This is a genomic window from Lentzea sp. NPDC092896 (genome assembly GCF_044754905.1).
Taxonomy (GTDB): domain Bacteria; phylum Actinomycetota; class Actinomycetes; order Mycobacteriales; family Pseudonocardiaceae; genus Lentzea.
Genome location: NZ_JBIVPX010000003.1, coordinates 289,246 through 305,138 on the forward strand (window position 1 = coordinate 289,246; position 15,893 = coordinate 305,138).

Here is a 15,893-nt window from a genome sequence, read left to right on the forward strand (position 1 = left end):
CGGCCATCAAGCCCGTCCCGGCGGGTATGCCGTACCCATGCGGTGGCTATTGCTGATCATCCTGCTGACCGGCTGTTCCGCCATTCCCCTGGCGTCCACCCCAGGACCTCAGGTGGACCGGGTACCGACGGGCACCCTCGACGCCGCCACAGCGCGCACGACGCTCGCGGCCCTGCCCGTGGCCGTACCGGGCCGGATGGACGGGTACGTGCGCGACTGCTCGGACGGCAAGGCGTGCGTGTTCGGCCAGCCCTGGTTCGACACCGACGGCGACGGCTGCGACCAGCGCAGCCAGGTCCTGGCCCGCGACCTGACCGAGGTCGAGCGCAAGCCGGGCCGCTGCGGCGTCCAGGCGGGCAACCTCGACGACCCGTACACGGGCACGCGGATCAGCGGTACGTCGAAGATCCAGATCGACCACGTGGTGCCGCTGGCGGAGATGTGGCGCAGCGGCGCCTCGGCCTGGGCTCCCGAACAGCGCCTGGCCGCGGCCAACGACCTGCGCAACCTCGTGGCGGTCTCGGGCAAGGTCAACCAGTCGAAGAGCGACAAGACGCCCGACGAGTGGATGCCGCCCAACGCCGGGTACGCGTGTTCGTACGGGCGGATCTACGTGACGGTGAAGGCGGCCTACGGGCTGAGCGTGGCGGCGGCGGAACGTTCGGCACTGGAGCGCGCACTCACGACCTGCGGTTGACGAGGTCGCGAGGAAGAACGTGTTCAGTCGCACGAGCACAAAGCGATCGGGCTTACCAGCGCCCGGTCGCGAACTCGTGCGCTGACCTGCGCCGCACGACATAAAGAAAGACCCAGGTCAGGAAGCCTGACCTGGGTCTTATCTCACCGAGCCGCCTATCGGAATCGAACCGATGACCTGCTCATTACGAGTGAGCTGCTCTGGCCGACTGAGCTAAGGCGGCGAGACGCGATAACTATAACCGACCCGCAAGCGCGTTACTCACGGGGGTCGGCATCGTTGTACGGACCGTGACTGACGTCACCACCTCCCCACCGTCGAGGAGTGGTTCATGCGCCGTTCGTTGTCCGTGCCGCTGGCCGGGTTGTTGCTAGCGCTGGTCGCGGCTCCCGCGCTCGCGCAGCCGCCGACCACTCCGGTGCCGGGACCGCGCGATCCGAACCAGCCGCCGGCGTCGGCACCGAACGGGCCGCAGCCGCTCGCGCACGCCGTCGGGGATGCCGGGACCGGGCTGAGCGTGGTCCGGCTCGGGCCGCAGGGGGTGCCGACGAACACGATCCTGCCCGGGCTGGGCGAGCAGTTGCCGAAGCAGTCGGTGACCGAGTTCGGGCTGGGGCTCGCGAGTGCGCAGGTCAACACCGAGGCGTTCCTGAGCACCGAGCGGGTGGTGACGCAGGCCAATCCGTTCGGGTTCGCGGTGGCCGGGCGGTCGCCGCAGTCGCCGGGGACGCTGGTGCAGACGGCGATTCCGGACAACCCGCAGCCGACGAACGGTGGGCTGCCGATTCCGGAGACGCCGCTCGCGAAGCTCAAGCTGCTCAACGGCAGCGTGCACGCGCGGTGGGACGAGAAGGTCGGGCCGTGCGTCAGTCCGCTGGCCACGGCCAAGACGTCGCTGGCGGGCCTCGAGGTCCTGAGCGCGTTGCCGGCCGAGGTGCCGCTGCCGGTGAAGACCAGTCTGATCAGCATCCAAGACGCGTTCGAGGCGAGCTCGGTGGTCAAGCTCGTCGACCTGCCGGGCAGCAGGAACAAGGCCGTCGAGTCGACGTCGACGATGCGCGCGGTCAGCGTGGAGCTGGCGGGTGGCATCAAGATCGACGTCGCGACCCCGCCGACGCTCACGGCCACGGCGACCGGCGACGAGAAGACCTCGACGATCACGTACACCGCGCCGGTGCTGAAGGTCAGTCAGAACGGCAAGGAGCTCGGCACGCTCGACGCCGCGCACCCGACCCTCGACATCCCGTTGCTGCTGGACCTGGTCGTGATCAAGCTCCAGATCGCCGGGCTCAACGAGAAGAAGGCGGCCTTCACCGGCAACGGGTTCAGCGGGTTCCAGCTCGGGGCCACCGCGCGGATGCTCGACGTCCAGGTGCTGCCGACGGACAAGCTGAAGCTGCCGAACCTGCCGACGGCGCTCGCGCAGATCTCGCTGGGCGAGCAGATCGTGCGGGCCGCGGCGCCGCAGGGTGGCGTGATCTGCGGGACCTCGCAGCCGCCGCAGACGACCGTGCCGCAGCAGCCCGGCGCGCCAGCGGCGCCACCCAAGGGGGCACCGCCGCTGGCCTACACGAACGCCGCGTACAACTCGATCCCGCTGTTCTGGACCGGCACGGCGCTGCTGCTCGCCGGCGTGGTGATCTTCGCCGCGCTGCCTGCCCGGCGCAGGTCGAGCTAGGGCACCATCCAGCCGAGCACGGGCGTCGACTGCAGATAGGCGATGACGCACATCGCCAGCAGCAACACCAGACTCCAGCCGAAGACCTTGCGGAACAGGTCTCCCTCACGGCCGACCAGACCCGCGGCGGCCGTGCCGATGGCGAGGTTCTGCGGCGAGATCATCTTCGCCATCACGCCGCCGGAGCTGTTCGAGGCGCCGAACAGGAACGGTGACGCGCCGAGTTGCTGTGCGGCGGTGACCTGAAGGCCGCCGAACAGCGCGTTGGAACCCGCGTCCGTGCCGGTGATCGCGACGCCGAACCAGCCGACGACCGGCGACAGGAATGCGAAGAACGCGCCGGTCCCCGCGAGCCAGAGGCCCAGAGTCGTGATCTGGCCCGAGTAGTTCATGACGTACGACAGCGAGAACACCGCGAGGATCGCCACGATCGCCCAGCTGAACTGCTTGATCGTCCGGCCGTAGATCTCCACGCCCTTGCGTGCGCTGATGCCCAGCAGCACCAACGTGATCAGGCCGGACACGAACAGCAGCGAACCCGTCGCGGACGCCCAGTTCAGCGCGTACTCGACCTTGATCGGCTTGCCGTTCGGCGCGACGAGGTGCATGCCCGGCCACGCGAACTTGTAGGTCAGCGAGTCAAGGAACTTCTTCACCGGCACGATCTGCGCCACCGAGAAGATCGCCACGATGATCGCGTACGGGCTGAACGCCATGATCACGTCACGTCGTGTGTCGGCCACCGCACCACCGGCGATGACCGGCGGGATCGAGCGTTCCGGCTGCCAGACCCGCACCAGCGCGATCAGCGCGAGCACCGAGACGACGGCCGCGATGATGTCGCACAGCTTGTAGGACCAGAAGTTCGACACCAGGTACTGCGTGACCGCGAACGAGCCACCCGCGACCAGGGCGGCCGGCCACGCCTGCTTGATGCCGCGCTTGCCGTCCACCACGAAGACCAGCACGAACGGCACGAGCATCGCCAGGATCGGCACCTGCCGGCCGGTCATCGCGCCGAACGTGTCCGCCGGCAGCCCGGTGACCGTGTTCAGCACCGTGATCGGGTTGCCCATGCCGCCGAACGCCACCGGCGCGGTGTCCGCGATCAACGCGAGCGCCACCGCCTTCATCGGGTCGACGCCCAGCGCGATCAACATGACCGAGCAGATCGCGACGGGACCACCGCCGCCCGCCAGGGCTTCGAGCAGCGCGCCGAACGAGAACGCGATGACGATCGCCTGCACGCGCTGGTCGTCGGAGATCGAGCTGAACGACCGCCGCAGCACGTTGAAGTGTCCGCTGTGGACGGTCAGGTTGTAGATCCAGATGGCGTTGAACGTGATCCACAGGACCACGAGCACGCTGGTCGCCGCGCCGAACGCCGCCGAGTTGAGCGCCTGGCCCAGCGGCATCGAGTAGCCGAAGAGCGCGACGCCGATCGCGAGCGCGAGGGCGGTCAGTCCCGCCCAGTGAGCCTTCCACTTGAGCCCTCCGAGCAGCACCAACACTGCGACGAGAGGGATCAGCGCGAGCAAAGCCGACAGAAACAGCGAGCCCGTCGGATTCGGGTTCTGCTGGTACACCAAGGCCGCCTTTCATATGCCTGAACGCGTCTCCGGCGGCGGGGAGGCGATGGGCTTGTTCCGTTCCACGGAACGTAGTTCCATGGTCGGCGGACATCGTGTCACTCCGCCGCCCCGACCGGAAGGCATCAACTGATGCAGATCAGGCACTCGACCCATCCGGCGCAGTTGCCGGGCTTCGACACGGACGGGCTGCGGCAGCACTACCTCGTCGACGACCTCTTCGTACCGGGCGAGATCCGGACCGTCTACACCCACGAGGACCGCATCGTCCTCGGCGGCGCGACCCCGTCACCAGGCAGATCACTGAAATTGGAAAGCGCTTCCCCTCTGCGTTCCCAGTACTTCCTGCAACGACGCGAACTGGCCGTGCTCGCGATCCGCGGGACCGGGACAGTTACCGTGGACGGGACCGAACACAAACTCGGTACGCGCGACTGCCTCTACGTCGGCCAGGGCGCCGCCGACGTCGAGTTCCACGCCACCGACGAGGACACCCGCTTCTACCTCTTCTCGACGCCGTCACACGCCTCGTTCCCCACCGCCGTCGCTCGCTTCGACGAGGTCGACGTGCTGAAGCTGGGCGACCAGAGCACCGCGAACGTCCGCGAGATCCGCAAGTTCGTGCACGCCGACGGCATCCGCTCGTCGCAACTGGTGCTCGGCGTGACCTCGCTGGCGCCGGGCAGCGTCTGGAACACGATGCCGCCGCACACCCACGACCGCCGCACCGAGTGCTACCTCTACTTCGACCTGCCGGAAGAGCACCGCGTCGTGCACCTGTGCGGCGAACCGCAGAACACGCGGAACATCGTGGTGCGCAACGAGGAAGCCGTCATCTCGCCGTCGTGGTCCGTCCACAGTGGAGCGGGAACGCACTCGTACACGTTCGTCTGGGCCATGGGCGGCGAGAACCAGGCCTACGACGACATGGACCCGGTCGCCGTGACGGAGCTGCGGTGAGCTTCTCCCTGGAAGGCAAAACCGCGCTGGTGACCGGTGCTCGCACGGGCATCGGCGCGGCGATCGCCCGCGGCCTGCACGACGCCGGCGCCCAGTTGATCCTCGTCGGCCGCGGCGACCTCTCCGCCGTGGCACCGGCCCTGGCCACGGTCTCCGTGGACCTGGCGCAGCCGGAGTCCGTCGAACCCGCGCTGGCACCGGTGCTGGCCGAGCACCGCGTCGACGTCCTCGTGAACAACGCCGGCACCATCCACCGGGGCGCCGCCGTCGACGTCTCGCTGTCGGACTGGCAGCGGATCATGGCGGTCAACCTCGACTCGGCGTTCGAGATCTCGAAGCTCTGCGGCCGTCAGATGATCGCCAACGGCGGCGGCAAGGTCGTGAACATCGCGTCCCTGCTGTCCTTTCAGGGCGGAATCCTCGTCTCGGCCTACACCGCCTCGAAGCACGCCCTGGTCGGTATGACCAAGCTGCTCGCGAACGAGTGGGCGGCGTCGAACGTGCAGGTCAACGCCATCGCTCCTGGCTACATCGAGACGAACAACACCGCTCCCCTGCGCGCGGATCCCGGCCGCGAACCCGCGATCCGTGATCGAATCCCGGCAGGCCGCTGGGGCACACCGGAAGATCTGGTGGGCCCGGCGGTGTTCCTTTCGTCCGCCGCGTCCGATTATGTGACCGGACACGTACTGGTCGTGGATGGAGGCTGGCTGGCGAGATGACCGATACCGCCGTCGAAAAAACGCTCGCCGTGCTGGAGGCCCTGGCCGACCACACGCGCATCACGGACATCGCGCGGGTGACCGGCCTGCCGAAGTCGACGGTCCACCGCCTGCTGCAGGCGATGGTGGACCGCGGCTTCGCGACCATCAGCTCGGACGGCTACCTGACCGGGCCACGGGTTCTGGCCCTGGCGGGCAAGGTCCTCCGCCCGATCGACACGGTGGAGCGAGCACGGCCTTCGTTGCGCGCACTGCAGGAGTCGACGAGCTGCACCGTGCACCTGGCCGTGCTGTTCGGCGACGAACTGGTCTACGTGGACAAGATCGAGGCCGACAAGCCTTATCGCATGGCGTCCCGCCTGGGCATGTCTCTCCCGGCCCACGGCACCGCCATCGGCAAGGCAGTGCTGGCCTCGCTCTCCACGTCCGAACTGAACGCCTACATCTCCCGCACCGGCCTACCGGGCCGCACGCCGCACACGATCACCTCTTCTCCTCGCCTGAAGTCACAGCTGACGCGGGTGCGCCGCTCGCGGTTCGCGCTGGACGACGAGGAGAACGAGGTGGGCGTGCGCTGCGTGGGCGCCGCGATCCGGGACCACGCGGGCACGGTGATCGGCGGGCTTTCGGCGTCCTCGCTGGCGATGGAGCACTCGCTGCCGGAGCTGATCGCGCTCGGGCCGCGGGTGCTGCGGGCGGCCGACGAGGTGTCAGCGGCGCTCGGGTGGCTCTGAGACCAGGTCGGGTACGAGGTCGAGCAGCCGGGCGATGTCGTGGAATCCGCGCGGGCACGCCGTCACCACGGCCTCGTGCCCACCGGCGGTCCGCGCGTACTCCAGCAGGAAGGCCGGGTCGATCTGGTCCGGGTAGTAGATCTGCGCCTCCACGACCACGCCGGTGTCGCTCTCGCAGCGGTAGTGCGGGTCGTGCCAGTGGATCCACCACGTCTGACCACCGACCTCGACCTCTTCCAGGAGGTCGTCGTCCAGGTCGGGGTTCGGCAGCGCGCCGACGAGCATCCGTGCCAACGCGCGGAACTCGGCGATCAGCCGGGTGAGCTCCGGCCGGAGCCGGGCAGCCGTCTCCTCGGTGATCGTCACGTGGAAGTCCACGGTCTCACCCGCGGTGCAGCGTCGTCACCATCGCCTCGATGGCGATCCGGGGCTTCACGTTGACCTCGATGGCCTCCCGGCACGCCAGCACGGCCTCCAGCCGCCGCAGGATCGACTCGGACGACCAGGTGGCCGCGGCCGTCCGCGAGTCGTTGGACCGGTCCGGGTGCATCAACGCGGCCTCGGACCCGGTCTTCACCACCAGCGCGTCCCGGTAGAAGCCGGCCAGGTCGACCAGGGCCATGTCCAGGGAGTCCCGCTGGGTGCGGGTGGCCCGGGACTTCTGCCGCTTCTCCAGGTCCTTCAACGCACCCTTGGCGCCACGCGAGGCGGCCGCGGTCCCCTTGCCGGTGCCGCCCGCGCCCATGGCGGTCTCCAACGCCTCCCGCTCGGTCTCGTTGCGGGACTCGTTGGCGGTGGACGCGTCGTCCTCCGCGGCCTTGATCAGCTCGTCGGCACAGGTGAAGACGTCGGCAGGTTTCCGCAGCGCCAACGGAATCCGCAGCACGGCCTCGCGCCGGGAACGCGACTGCTCGTCAGCGGCCAGCCGCCGGGCCCGCGCGACGTTCCCGCCGCAGACCGAAGCCGCCCACTGCGCCATCTCCAGCGAGACCCCGTCCACGTCCTCCAAGGCCGACGCGATGGCGGCCGGCCGAGGCGACCCGAGGGACACCAACCGGCACCGGGAGCGAATGGTCACCGAGACGTCGTCCGGGTGGTCGGAAGGCGCGCACAGCAGGAACACCGTCCGCTCCGGCGGCTCTTCGACAGCCTTCAGCAGAGCGTTGGCCGCACCCTCGGTGAGCCGGTCCGCGTCCTCGATGATCACGACCTGCCACCGGCCGGAGGTGGGCCGGCGGGCGGAGATCTGCACCAGCGACCGCATCTCGGCGACGGAGATCGACAGGCCCTCGGGCGCCACGACGCGAACGTCGGCGTGCGTGCCGTGCAACGTGGTGCGGCAGCCGGAACACTCGCCGCATCCAGGCCGGTCGTCCGTCACCAGGCACTGCAGCGCGCCGGCGAAGGCGCGTGCGGCGGAGGTGGGACCGGACCCAGGAGGGCCGGTGAAGAGCCAGGCGTGGGTCATCACGCCGGGAGCGGGGGTGCCTCCCGCGACGATCGTGGCCGCGGCTTCCGCGGACGCCGCCAGGGTCGCCACCGCGTCGGGCTGGCCGACCACCTCGTCCCACACGCTCATGGGTGCAGTCTTCCAGCGAGCGGTCAGACCGCGGCTTCGGGGACCGCGCGCCTGCGACCGGCGAGCAGCGGCACGACGGCGGAACGGACTCGGTCCGCCACCTCGTCGACGTCGCCCTCGGCCTCGACCACCACGTAGCGGTCCGGGTCGGCGGCGGCCATCTCGCTCAGCAGCCTCTGGACGCGCCAGTGGTGCTCCGGGCCGATGCCCTTGCCGTCGGTGACCGGGCGGTCGAGCAGGATCGTCAGGTCCGGGCGCAACCGGCCGGTGGCCCAGTCGACCAGGCCTTCGAGCTCCTGGTGTTCCAGCGAACTCGTGGCGCTGAAGTGCGCGAGCGGCGAGTCGACGTAGCGCTCCATCACCACGACGGAGCCGCTGTCCAGCGCGGGGCGCACCTGCCGTTCGACGACGTCCGCGCGGACGGCGGCGGCTACGAGGGCCTGGGCGCGCACGCCGGCCAGTTCGGCGGACGACAGCATCGTGCGCAGGCGGCGTTCGTCGTGTTCGGGGTCGGCGGCCAGCAGCACTTCGAGGCCTTCTGCGCGCAACACCGCGGCCAGGCGGCGGGCCTGCACCGACGTGTCCTCCCGAGTGTCGCCCTCGACCGCGATCAGCATGCCCTTGGTGGGCCGGCGGCCGCGGATCGCCGCGAACAGCGACGACAGCACCGGCTCCTCACGACGGTCGTCCATCTGCCGGTACGCGACGAGGCCCAGCACGATCGCGATCACCGCGCCGCCGAGCATCACCGGACGGCTCGCGTCGACCTCCATCGGGTGGCCGAACACGCTGACCTGCCGCTTCTGCAGCAACGTGAGCAGCAGCGGCGCACCGGCCGACGAGCCGAACAGCACGACCTTCAGCAACGTCTGGATCAACGCGACCGTGCGGCCGCGCATGTCGTCCTCGACCTGCGATCCGACGATCGTGAGACCCGTCAGGAACGCCACGCCCGCGCACGCGCCGACCAGCGCCACCGTCAGCAGCGCGATCCACAGGTGCGGGGCCAGCGCGACCAGCGCCAGCGAGATGCCGGCGAGCACGATCGTGACGCCGAACAGGCGGTTGTAGGCGAGGCGCTGCGCCAGCCGGGGTGCCGTCGCCATGCCGACCGCGAGCCCGAGGAACACGGCCACGAACAACAGGCCGAACGTCGAGGCGCCGCCCAGCAGCGACAACGCGTATAGCTTGGCCGTCCCGATCACGGCACCGGCCGCGGCGAACGCGCCGATCATGCCGATGAGCAGGCCGCGGACCAGCGGCGTCTTGCCCGCGAACCTCAGTCCGTCGCGGAACATCGCGATGAAACCGGGCTTGTCCTCGTCTTCCCTCTTGCGGGTCGAGACGACGCGGCCGGAGAGCTCCGGCAGGCGGGTCGCGACCAGGACCGCCGAGGTGAAGTACAGCAGGCCGTTGATCACCACCGCGATCGTCGCGATGTTGAACTCGAGGTTCCCGCCCTGCAGGTTCAGGTACGCGGGGATGCCCGAGATCAGCGAGTAGAGACCGAAACCGCTGATCGTCGAGATGCCGTAGGTCATCACCAGGCCGAGCTGGTTCGCCGACTCCACCTGGTCGGGGCGGCGCAGCAGGTTCGGGACCGCCGACTCCTTGGCCGGGATCCACAGCATCGCGCAGCAGCCGACCAGGAAGTTCGCCACGAAGAGCCAGATCGGAGAGCCGATCAGCGCGATCGAGATGAACAGCGACCCGCGCAGGACGTCGCAGACCACCATCACCTTGCGGCGGTCGAACTTGTCCGCGAGCACGCCACCGATGGGCGCGAAGAGGATGCCGGGCAGCAGCTGGGTCAGCACGACGAGAGGCAGCGCGAACGACTGCCACTCGTAGCTCTTCATCATCGCGGAGACCAGACCGGTCAGCGCGAGCAGTGACAGCCAGTCACCAACGCTGCACAGGTAGGTGACGAGCCAGAGCCGCCGGAACGGGCGGATGGCGAGAACTGACCGAAGCCGGTGAACGGTGGACACGCTGGACTGGGCCTGCCCTGCCTGGCCTGCCTCGGTCACCGGTGTGTCCGCGTCCTGAATTTCAGTCACCCCTAAATCGCCACTCCCGTGCGGTCAGCGTAACCGGATGTGGTGAGTCAGCACGCCGGACTCACAACACGGCTAGCTGAAGATCGCTCCGAGAATGCTGACCAGGATCAGGACGAAGAACCCGATGACGACCAGGCAGCCGATGAACGCGGCGACGCCGCTCGTCTGCCTGGCGGGTTGCTGCGGTTGCTGTTGTTGTTGCGGCGCAGACATTTGGTACGTCGGCGCGAACTGCTGGACGGCGTACGGGTGCGCCTGCTGCGGCTGAGGTGCTCGCTGTGCCCTGCCCCGCGGCCGCCGTTGCTCCTGCTGCATCTGCGACCAGACGGCCTGCCGCGCTTCCTCAGTCGGCTCAAGAGGTGTCGGCACCGACACACGTGAGCTGAAAGACGTCCATTGAGGAGCGACGAAACTGTCAGCCGTCACCAGGCCCGCGAGGGGGTCGGGGAACAGCCGGGGAGGCGGCGGGGCCTGAGTCCCGTCCGGACCGAACTCGTTGATCGGCACCGCCACCCCCTGCTCAGCTCTTGGTCTTGGCCGGAGCCTTCTTGGCCGCCGGCTTCTTCGCCGCGGCCGGCTTCTTGGCCGGAGCCTTCTTCTTGACCGGCCCCTTCGCGCGCTTCTCGGCCAGCAGCTCGGCCGCGCGCTCGTCGGTGATCGACTCGACGCTGTCGGTCTTGCGCAGCGACGCGTTCGCCTCACCGTCGGTGACGTACGGGCCGAAGCGGCCCTCCTTGATCACCATCGGCTTGCCGGACACCGGGTCGTTGCCCATCTCGCGCAACGGCGGAGCGGCGGCGGCGCGGCCGCGCTTCTTCGGCTCGGAGTAGATCTTCAGCGCCTCGTCGAGCGTGACGGTGAAGATCTGGCTCTCGTCTACCAGCGACCGCGAGTCCGTGCCCTTCTTCAGGTACGGGCCGTAGCGGCCGTTCTGCGCGGTGATCTCGGCGCCCGTCTCCGGGTCCTTGCCGACCACGCGCGGCAGCGAGAGCAGCTTCAGCGCGTCGTCGATCGTGACCGTGTCGAGCGACATCGACTTGAACAGCGACCCGGTGCGCGGCTTCGGCGCCTTCTTCGGGGCCGTGCCGTTCTCGGCCGGCTCGGGCAGGACCTCGGTCACGTACGGGCCGAAGCGGCCCTCCTTGGCCACGATCTCGTTGCCAGAGACCGGGTCGGTGCCGAGCGAACGGCCCTCCTGCGGCGTCGAGAACAGCTTCTCGGCGATCTCGTTGCTCAGCTCGTCCGGTGCCAGGTCGTCCGGCAGGTTCGCGCGCTGCGCGGTGCCGTCGACGTCGCGCTCCAGGTACGGCCCGAAGCGGCCGACGCGCACGACGACCGTGCGGCCCTCGGAGTCGCTGAACAACGGGATCGAGTTGACCTCACGCGGGTCGATGTCCTCGACACCCGTGCCGACCAGCTTCTTCAGACCGCCGGAACGGCCGATCGAGCCGTCGGGGCCGACGCTGCCACCGAAGTAGAACCCGGACAGCCACGTCGTGCGCTGCTGCCGACCGGCGGCGATGCCGTCCAGCTCGTCTTCGAGAGCGGCGGTGAAGTCGTAGTCGACGAGCCGGCCGAAGTGGCCCTCCAGCAGCCCGACCACGGCGAACGCGACCCAGGACGGGACCAGCGCCGCGCCCTTCTTCCACACGTAGCCGCGGTCCTGGATGGTGCTGATGATCGACGAGTAGGTGGAGGGACGGCCGATGCCGAGCTCCTCCATCGTCTTGATCAGCGACGGCTCGGTGTAGCGCGAGGGCGGCGAGGTGGTGTGACCATCCGCGGACAGCTCCGCGATCGTCAGGTCCTGGTCCTTGACCAGCAGCGGCAGGCGCGACTCCGCGTCGTCCGACTCGCCGCCGGCCTCGGCGTCGACGGTCTCGACGTAGGCCTTGAGGAAGCCGGCGAACGTGATCGTGCGGCCGGACGCGGCGAACGTGACCTCCTGGCCCGTGCCCGCACGGCCCTGGATGCGGATGCTGGTCGTGTTGCCCCGCGCGTCCGCCATCTGGGAGGCGATCGTGCGCTGCCAGATCATCTCGTAGAGCTTGAACTCGTCCGAGTCGAGCTCGGCGGCCACCTGACCAGGCGTGCGGAAGACCTCTCCTGCCGGCCTGATCGCCTCGTGGGCCTCCTGCGCGTTCTTGACCTTGCGCGTGTACTGGCGAGGCTGCGGCGAGACGTACTGCGCGCCGTAGAGGTCCGTGGCCTGCGTGCGGGCCGCGTTGATCGCGGTCTCCGACAGCGTCGTGCTGTCGGTACGCATGTAGGTGATGTAGCCGTTCTCGTACAGCTTCTGGGCCGTGCGCATCGTGCGGTCGGCGGAGAACCGCAGCTTGCGGCCCGCTTCCTGCTGCAGCGTCGAGGTCATGAACGGCGCGTACGGCTTGCGCGTGTACGGCTTCTCCTCGACGGAGGCGACCTTGACCGGCGCGTTCTGCAGCCCGGCCGCGATGGCGCGGGCCTGGGCCTCGTCCAGCACGACGACGTCGGCCTTGCCGGTGAGCTTGCCGTCCGAGCCGAAGTCGCGGCCCGTGGCGAGACGCGTGCCGTCGACGGCGACGAGACGCGCGCCGAACTGACGCGGCGCGGCGTCGGCACCGGCGTCCATCTGCGCGGAGATGTCCCAGTAGCTCGCTGAGACGAACTTCATCCGTTCGCGTTCGCGTTCCACGACCAGACGCGTCGCCACGGACTGCACGCGGCCAGCCGAGAGCTTCGGCATGACCTTCTTCCACAGGACCGGGCTGACCTCGTAGCCGTAGAGGCGGTCGAGGATGCGGCGGGTCTCCTGCGCGTCGACCAGGTCCTGGTCGAGGTCGCGCGGGTTGGCCGCGGCTGCCTGGATCGCGGACTCGGTGATCTCGTGGAACACCATCCGGCGGACCGGGATCTTCGGCTTGAGCGTCTCCAGCAGGTGCCACGCGATGGCTTCACCCTCGCGGTCACCGTCTGTCGCGAGGTAGAGCTCGTCGACGTCCTTCAACGCTTCCTTGAGCTCGGTGACCAGCGACTTCTTGTCCGCGGAGATCACGTACAGGGGCTCGAAGTCGTGGTCGACGTCGACGCCGAGCCTCGCCCAGGCCTGGCCCTTGAACTTCGCGGGAACGTCGGCGGCACCGCGCGGCAGGTCCCGGATGTGTCCCCTGGAGGACTCCACGACGAAGTTGGCGCCGAGGTACGAGGCGATCTTGCGCGCCTTCGTGGGCGACTCGACGATCACCAGTCGTCGGGTGCTACCCCCGCCTCCGCTGCTCTTCTTCGTCCGTGTCGATCCAGCCACTCGCCGTCCCGCTCTCTTCCAAACCCGGTTCCCAGGCCCGCCAGTGTTGCCCAGCGTCGGCCGAAAAGCACACCATCCGTCATGTCTCCGCGACGCCCGTACGACGAGACAGAGTGACACAACCTTGCCCGACCGCCCCGCTCAGGCCGCCGGCCAGGTGCTCATCGCCACTCCCTGAGGAGGGCTTCCGACCAGCTCAGCGAGCCGTGCCAGCCTTCGCCGGCCGGTCACCCGCAACGCGGGTGCCCCTACCAGGGTGCACGGAAGTCCGGATGCGAGCAGCGCATTTTGCAACGGTGCGTGTGTCTGCGGTGCGTTGGGGTCCAAACCGAGCAGGTACGCGGACTCCATCCAGCTGCCCGCCGCCAGCGCCCAGACGCGCAGCACTGCTCCGTTCAGCTCGAAGTCCGGCGGCACCGTCTTGACGGTTCCGTCCAGCCAGCGGGCGGCCAGAGGAGTGAGATCGGTGCGGAACGGCGTGCGGACGAAGTGCGTGCCCGCCTCGTTCACGCACAGCTCGGTGGTGACGCCGCGCTCGGCGCAGGCCTGTTTGAGAGGGCGCAGTCGCCAGTCGTCGCGCAGCTCGGTGTACACGCGGGCGGCTGTACCGCGCGCGAAGCTGACGGCCTGCCCCGGCCCGCAGAGGAAGCCGGCGAGGTCCGCCTTGGCCGGGGTTCGTGCCTCGGCCGAGAAGAAGGACAGCTGCCCCACCACGGCCCACAGGGTAGAACAGACGTTCGAGTGTGACCAGTGGGACAGTTGTTACTGACCCAGTTCCTGGCCCTTCGACCTGATCTCCGAGCACGGTGTCGACTTGCCTATCGCCGCTGCGTACTTCGGCCGCTTCTGCAGCTCCTGGAAGGTCGCGCGGAGATCTTCCGGGCTGGTCACGACGTTGGTGTCGGCCAGCACCTTCTCGGCGCCTTCCAGGAACTGGGCGTTCGGTTCCAACGCCTGGACAGGAGCCTGCGCGTCGCCGTACGACTTCGCGGACTCCGTGACGAACGTGACCAGCCGGTCGTGCACGCCCTTGAGGTCGTCCTCGGGCGCGCCGAGCTCCTTCAGCTTCTTCTCGGCGGCGGAGAACGCGGTGGTGTTGGACGAGACGAGTTTCACGTACCCGTCCTTGACCGCGGCGAAGTTCGCCGGGTCCTGTTTGCGCAGCTCAAGGCCCGCTTCCATGCCTGGCAACACGCCACCGCAGAACGCGTCCACCCACTGCCGTTGCGCGTCGGTGATCGGCTTGTCCGCATCCGTTCCACAGGCGGTCAGCACGACGGCACCGGTCAGCAGGGCAGCGAGCAGACGTGTCCTCACCCGGACCAGTTTCCCCCGGACTGCTTCGCCAGCCCCTGCCAGGCCTTGCACACCTCGTTCGCACGAAACGCCTCGGCGTACTTCGGGCTCGTGTCCAAGATCTGCTTGAACAACGTCCCGACGGCGTCACCGCTGCTGCCGACCATGATCTGCTCGTACCGCTCGGGGAACTTGTCGTCCGCCGCCTGCGCCCGCAGCCGCGCCGAGCTGTCGTCGAAGGTCTTGGCCTCGTTCCGCAGCGCGCTGACCAGCCGTTCGTGCAGGCTGCGCACGTCCGAACCCAACGGGCCGAGCTTCTCGAGCTCATCGGCCATGTGCCGGTCCGACACCGCTGCTCCCGCCGTCCAGGCGACCACGGCCTCCTTGACGGCCTCCATGCCCTCCTGAGCCTTGCCCTGGAGCTGGAGTCGCGCGGTCTGCGTGACGCCCATCGGGCCGCAGTAGGCCTCGAACCAGGCCACCGGGTCCGCGCCGGGCACGTCCGCCGTCGTGGTGGTGGTCGGTGCGGCCTGCTGGACCAGAGCGGGTGGCTGCGTGCCGCAGGCGGTGATCGCGGCAGCGCTCAGCACGGCCGCGACCAGGCGAAACGTTGTCACTGCCCGAGCATCTTCCCGAGCTTGGCGCGCATCTCGGTGCACTCCGGCGCCTTCGCGACGGCGTCCTTGAACTTCGGGTCCGCGTCGAGCTTCTTGATCTGGTCCGAGAGCTTGGACGGGTCCGCGGCGTCGCCACCGACCTTCTCGACCTGCGTCATGAAGTCGGGCGCGGTCGCGTCGATCTTGCTGATCTGCTCGCGGACCGTCACGTACTCCTTGGCGCCGTCGCCGAACATCTTGACCAGCTCGTCGTGCATGGCCTGGTTCTCGGGGCCGGGCGCGCCGACCTCCTTGAGCTTCTTCTCGGTGTCGGCCATCGCCTTGCCGCCGGTCTCGAGCAGCTTGAGCATGCCCTCCTTGATGGCGGGCGGGTTCTCGGCGTTGGCCGCGACGACGGTGATGAGCTCGATCGCTCCCGTGAGCACCGGCGTGGTGCCGGAGCAGAACGCGCCCACCCACTTCACCGGGTCGGCGGCGGGCGTGGTGGTCGTCGTGGTCGTGGGCGCGGTGCTCTGCGCGGACGGCGCGGCGGTGGTGCCGCAGCCCGTCACGGCGAGAGTGAGGCCTGCGCAGGCAGCAGCGATCGACAAACGTGCGTTCACGGTGAAATCCCCCAGGAAATGACTAACCGGACCGCCGAACAGTACACGTTCGGGCGATCCGGTCAGCCGGGCTTTC

15 protein-coding genes and 1 tRNA gene are annotated in these 15,893 nt (G+C 69.0%); 5 read left to right on the forward strand and 11 right to left on the reverse strand.

Going from position 1 to position 15,893, the window contains the following annotated elements; all coding sequences use genetic code 11:
- The first annotated feature begins 37 nt into the window (after positions 1 to 37).
- A complete protein-coding gene (locus ACIQF0_RS17060; RefSeq protein ID WP_401030428.1) occupies positions 38 to 697 on the forward strand; it encodes an HNH endonuclease family protein in 660 nt (219 codons plus the stop codon).
- Positions 698 to 846: 149 nt separating this feature from the next.
- Here the strand turns inward: ACIQF0_RS17060 and ACIQF0_RS17065 are convergent.
- Positions 847 to 920 (reverse strand) — tRNA-Thr (locus ACIQF0_RS17065).
- Between the two features lie 108 nt (positions 921 to 1,028).
- Here ACIQF0_RS17065 and ACIQF0_RS17070 point away from each other — a divergent pair.
- Positions 1,029 to 2,375: a hypothetical protein gene (locus ACIQF0_RS17070; RefSeq protein ID WP_401030430.1), complete on the forward strand. Its 1,347-nt coding sequence runs from the start codon at positions 1,029 to 1,031 to the stop codon at positions 2,373 to 2,375.
- Here the strand turns inward: ACIQF0_RS17070 and ACIQF0_RS17075 are convergent.
- Complete coding sequence (locus ACIQF0_RS17075) at positions 2,372 to 3,961, reverse strand: L-lactate permease (protein ID WP_401030431.1); 1,590 nt, start codon at positions 3,959 to 3,961, stop codon at positions 2,372 to 2,374. The genes ACIQF0_RS17070 and ACIQF0_RS17075 overlap by 4 nt on opposite strands.
- 135 nt (positions 3,962 to 4,096) lie before the next feature.
- Here ACIQF0_RS17075 and kduI point away from each other — a divergent pair, with 135 nt between their 5' ends.
- From kduI to ACIQF0_RS17090, 3 genes are read left to right on the forward strand one after another with little or no spacing between them, the layout of a single operon-like run.
- Entirely contained in the window at positions 4,097 to 4,924 is an 828-nt protein-coding gene (gene kduI / locus ACIQF0_RS17080; protein WP_401030433.1) for a 5-dehydro-4-deoxy-D-glucuronate isomerase, read from the forward strand.
- Positions 4,921 to 5,646, forward strand: coding sequence for an SDR family oxidoreductase (locus ACIQF0_RS17085; RefSeq protein WP_401030435.1), 726 nt, complete (start codon positions 4,921 to 4,923; stop codon positions 5,644 to 5,646). Before kduI ends, ACIQF0_RS17085 begins: the two co-directional genes overlap by 4 nt.
- Positions 5,643 to 6,380, forward strand: a complete 738-nt coding sequence (locus ACIQF0_RS17090; RefSeq protein WP_401030437.1) for an IclR family transcriptional regulator — start codon at positions 5,643 to 5,645, stop codon at positions 6,378 to 6,380. The genes ACIQF0_RS17085 and ACIQF0_RS17090 overlap by 4 nt, the downstream gene beginning before the upstream one ends.
- Here the strand turns inward: ACIQF0_RS17090 and ACIQF0_RS17095 are convergent.
- The 9 genes from ACIQF0_RS17095 to ACIQF0_RS17135 all read right to left on the reverse strand — a co-directional run bounded on the left by ACIQF0_RS17095 (position 6,357) and on the right by ACIQF0_RS17135 (position 15,817).
- Positions 6,357 to 6,758, reverse strand: a complete 402-nt coding sequence (locus ACIQF0_RS17095; protein ID WP_401030439.1) for a hypothetical protein — start codon at positions 6,756 to 6,758, stop codon at positions 6,357 to 6,359. The two genes, ACIQF0_RS17090 and ACIQF0_RS17095, sit on opposite strands and share 24 nt — an antisense overlap.
- 4 nt (positions 6,759 to 6,762) lie before the next feature.
- Entirely contained in the window at positions 6,763 to 7,959 is a 1,197-nt protein-coding gene (locus ACIQF0_RS17100; protein WP_401030441.1) for a DNA polymerase III subunit delta', read from the reverse strand.
- A 23-nt stretch (positions 7,960 to 7,982) separates the two neighbouring features.
- Complete coding sequence (locus tag ACIQF0_RS17105; protein WP_401030443.1) at positions 7,983 to 10,019, reverse strand: bifunctional MFS transporter/dTMP kinase; 2,037 nt, start codon at positions 10,017 to 10,019, stop codon at positions 7,983 to 7,985.
- 72 nt (positions 10,020 to 10,091) lie between these two features.
- On the reverse strand, positions 10,092 to 10,388 hold the full coding sequence (locus ACIQF0_RS17110) for a hypothetical protein (RefSeq protein WP_401030445.1): 297 nt from the start codon (positions 10,386 to 10,388) through the stop codon (positions 10,092 to 10,094).
- Between the two features lie 151 nt (positions 10,389 to 10,539).
- A complete protein-coding gene (topA, locus tag ACIQF0_RS17115) occupies positions 10,540 to 13,302 on the reverse strand; it encodes a type I DNA topoisomerase (RefSeq protein WP_360045801.1) in 2,763 nt (920 codons plus the stop codon).
- Positions 13,303 to 13,443: 141 nt separating this feature from the next.
- Positions 13,444 to 14,016, reverse strand: coding sequence for a hypothetical protein (locus tag ACIQF0_RS17120; RefSeq protein ID WP_360045803.1), 573 nt, complete (start codon positions 14,014 to 14,016; stop codon positions 13,444 to 13,446).
- A gap of 48 nt (positions 14,017 to 14,064) precedes the next feature.
- Positions 14,065 to 14,619: a hypothetical protein gene (locus ACIQF0_RS17125; RefSeq protein WP_401030448.1), complete on the reverse strand. Its 555-nt coding sequence runs from the start codon at positions 14,617 to 14,619 to the stop codon at positions 14,065 to 14,067.
- On the reverse strand, positions 14,616 to 15,215 hold the full coding sequence (locus ACIQF0_RS17130; RefSeq protein WP_401030450.1) for a hypothetical protein: 600 nt from the start codon (positions 15,213 to 15,215) through the stop codon (positions 14,616 to 14,618). Before ACIQF0_RS17130 ends, ACIQF0_RS17125 begins: the two co-directional genes overlap by 4 nt.
- Positions 15,212 to 15,817, reverse strand: a complete 606-nt coding sequence (locus ACIQF0_RS17135; RefSeq protein WP_401030452.1) for a hypothetical protein — start codon at positions 15,815 to 15,817, stop codon at positions 15,212 to 15,214. Before ACIQF0_RS17135 ends, ACIQF0_RS17130 begins: the two co-directional genes overlap by 4 nt.
- Between the last annotated feature and the right edge of the window lie 76 nt (positions 15,818 to 15,893).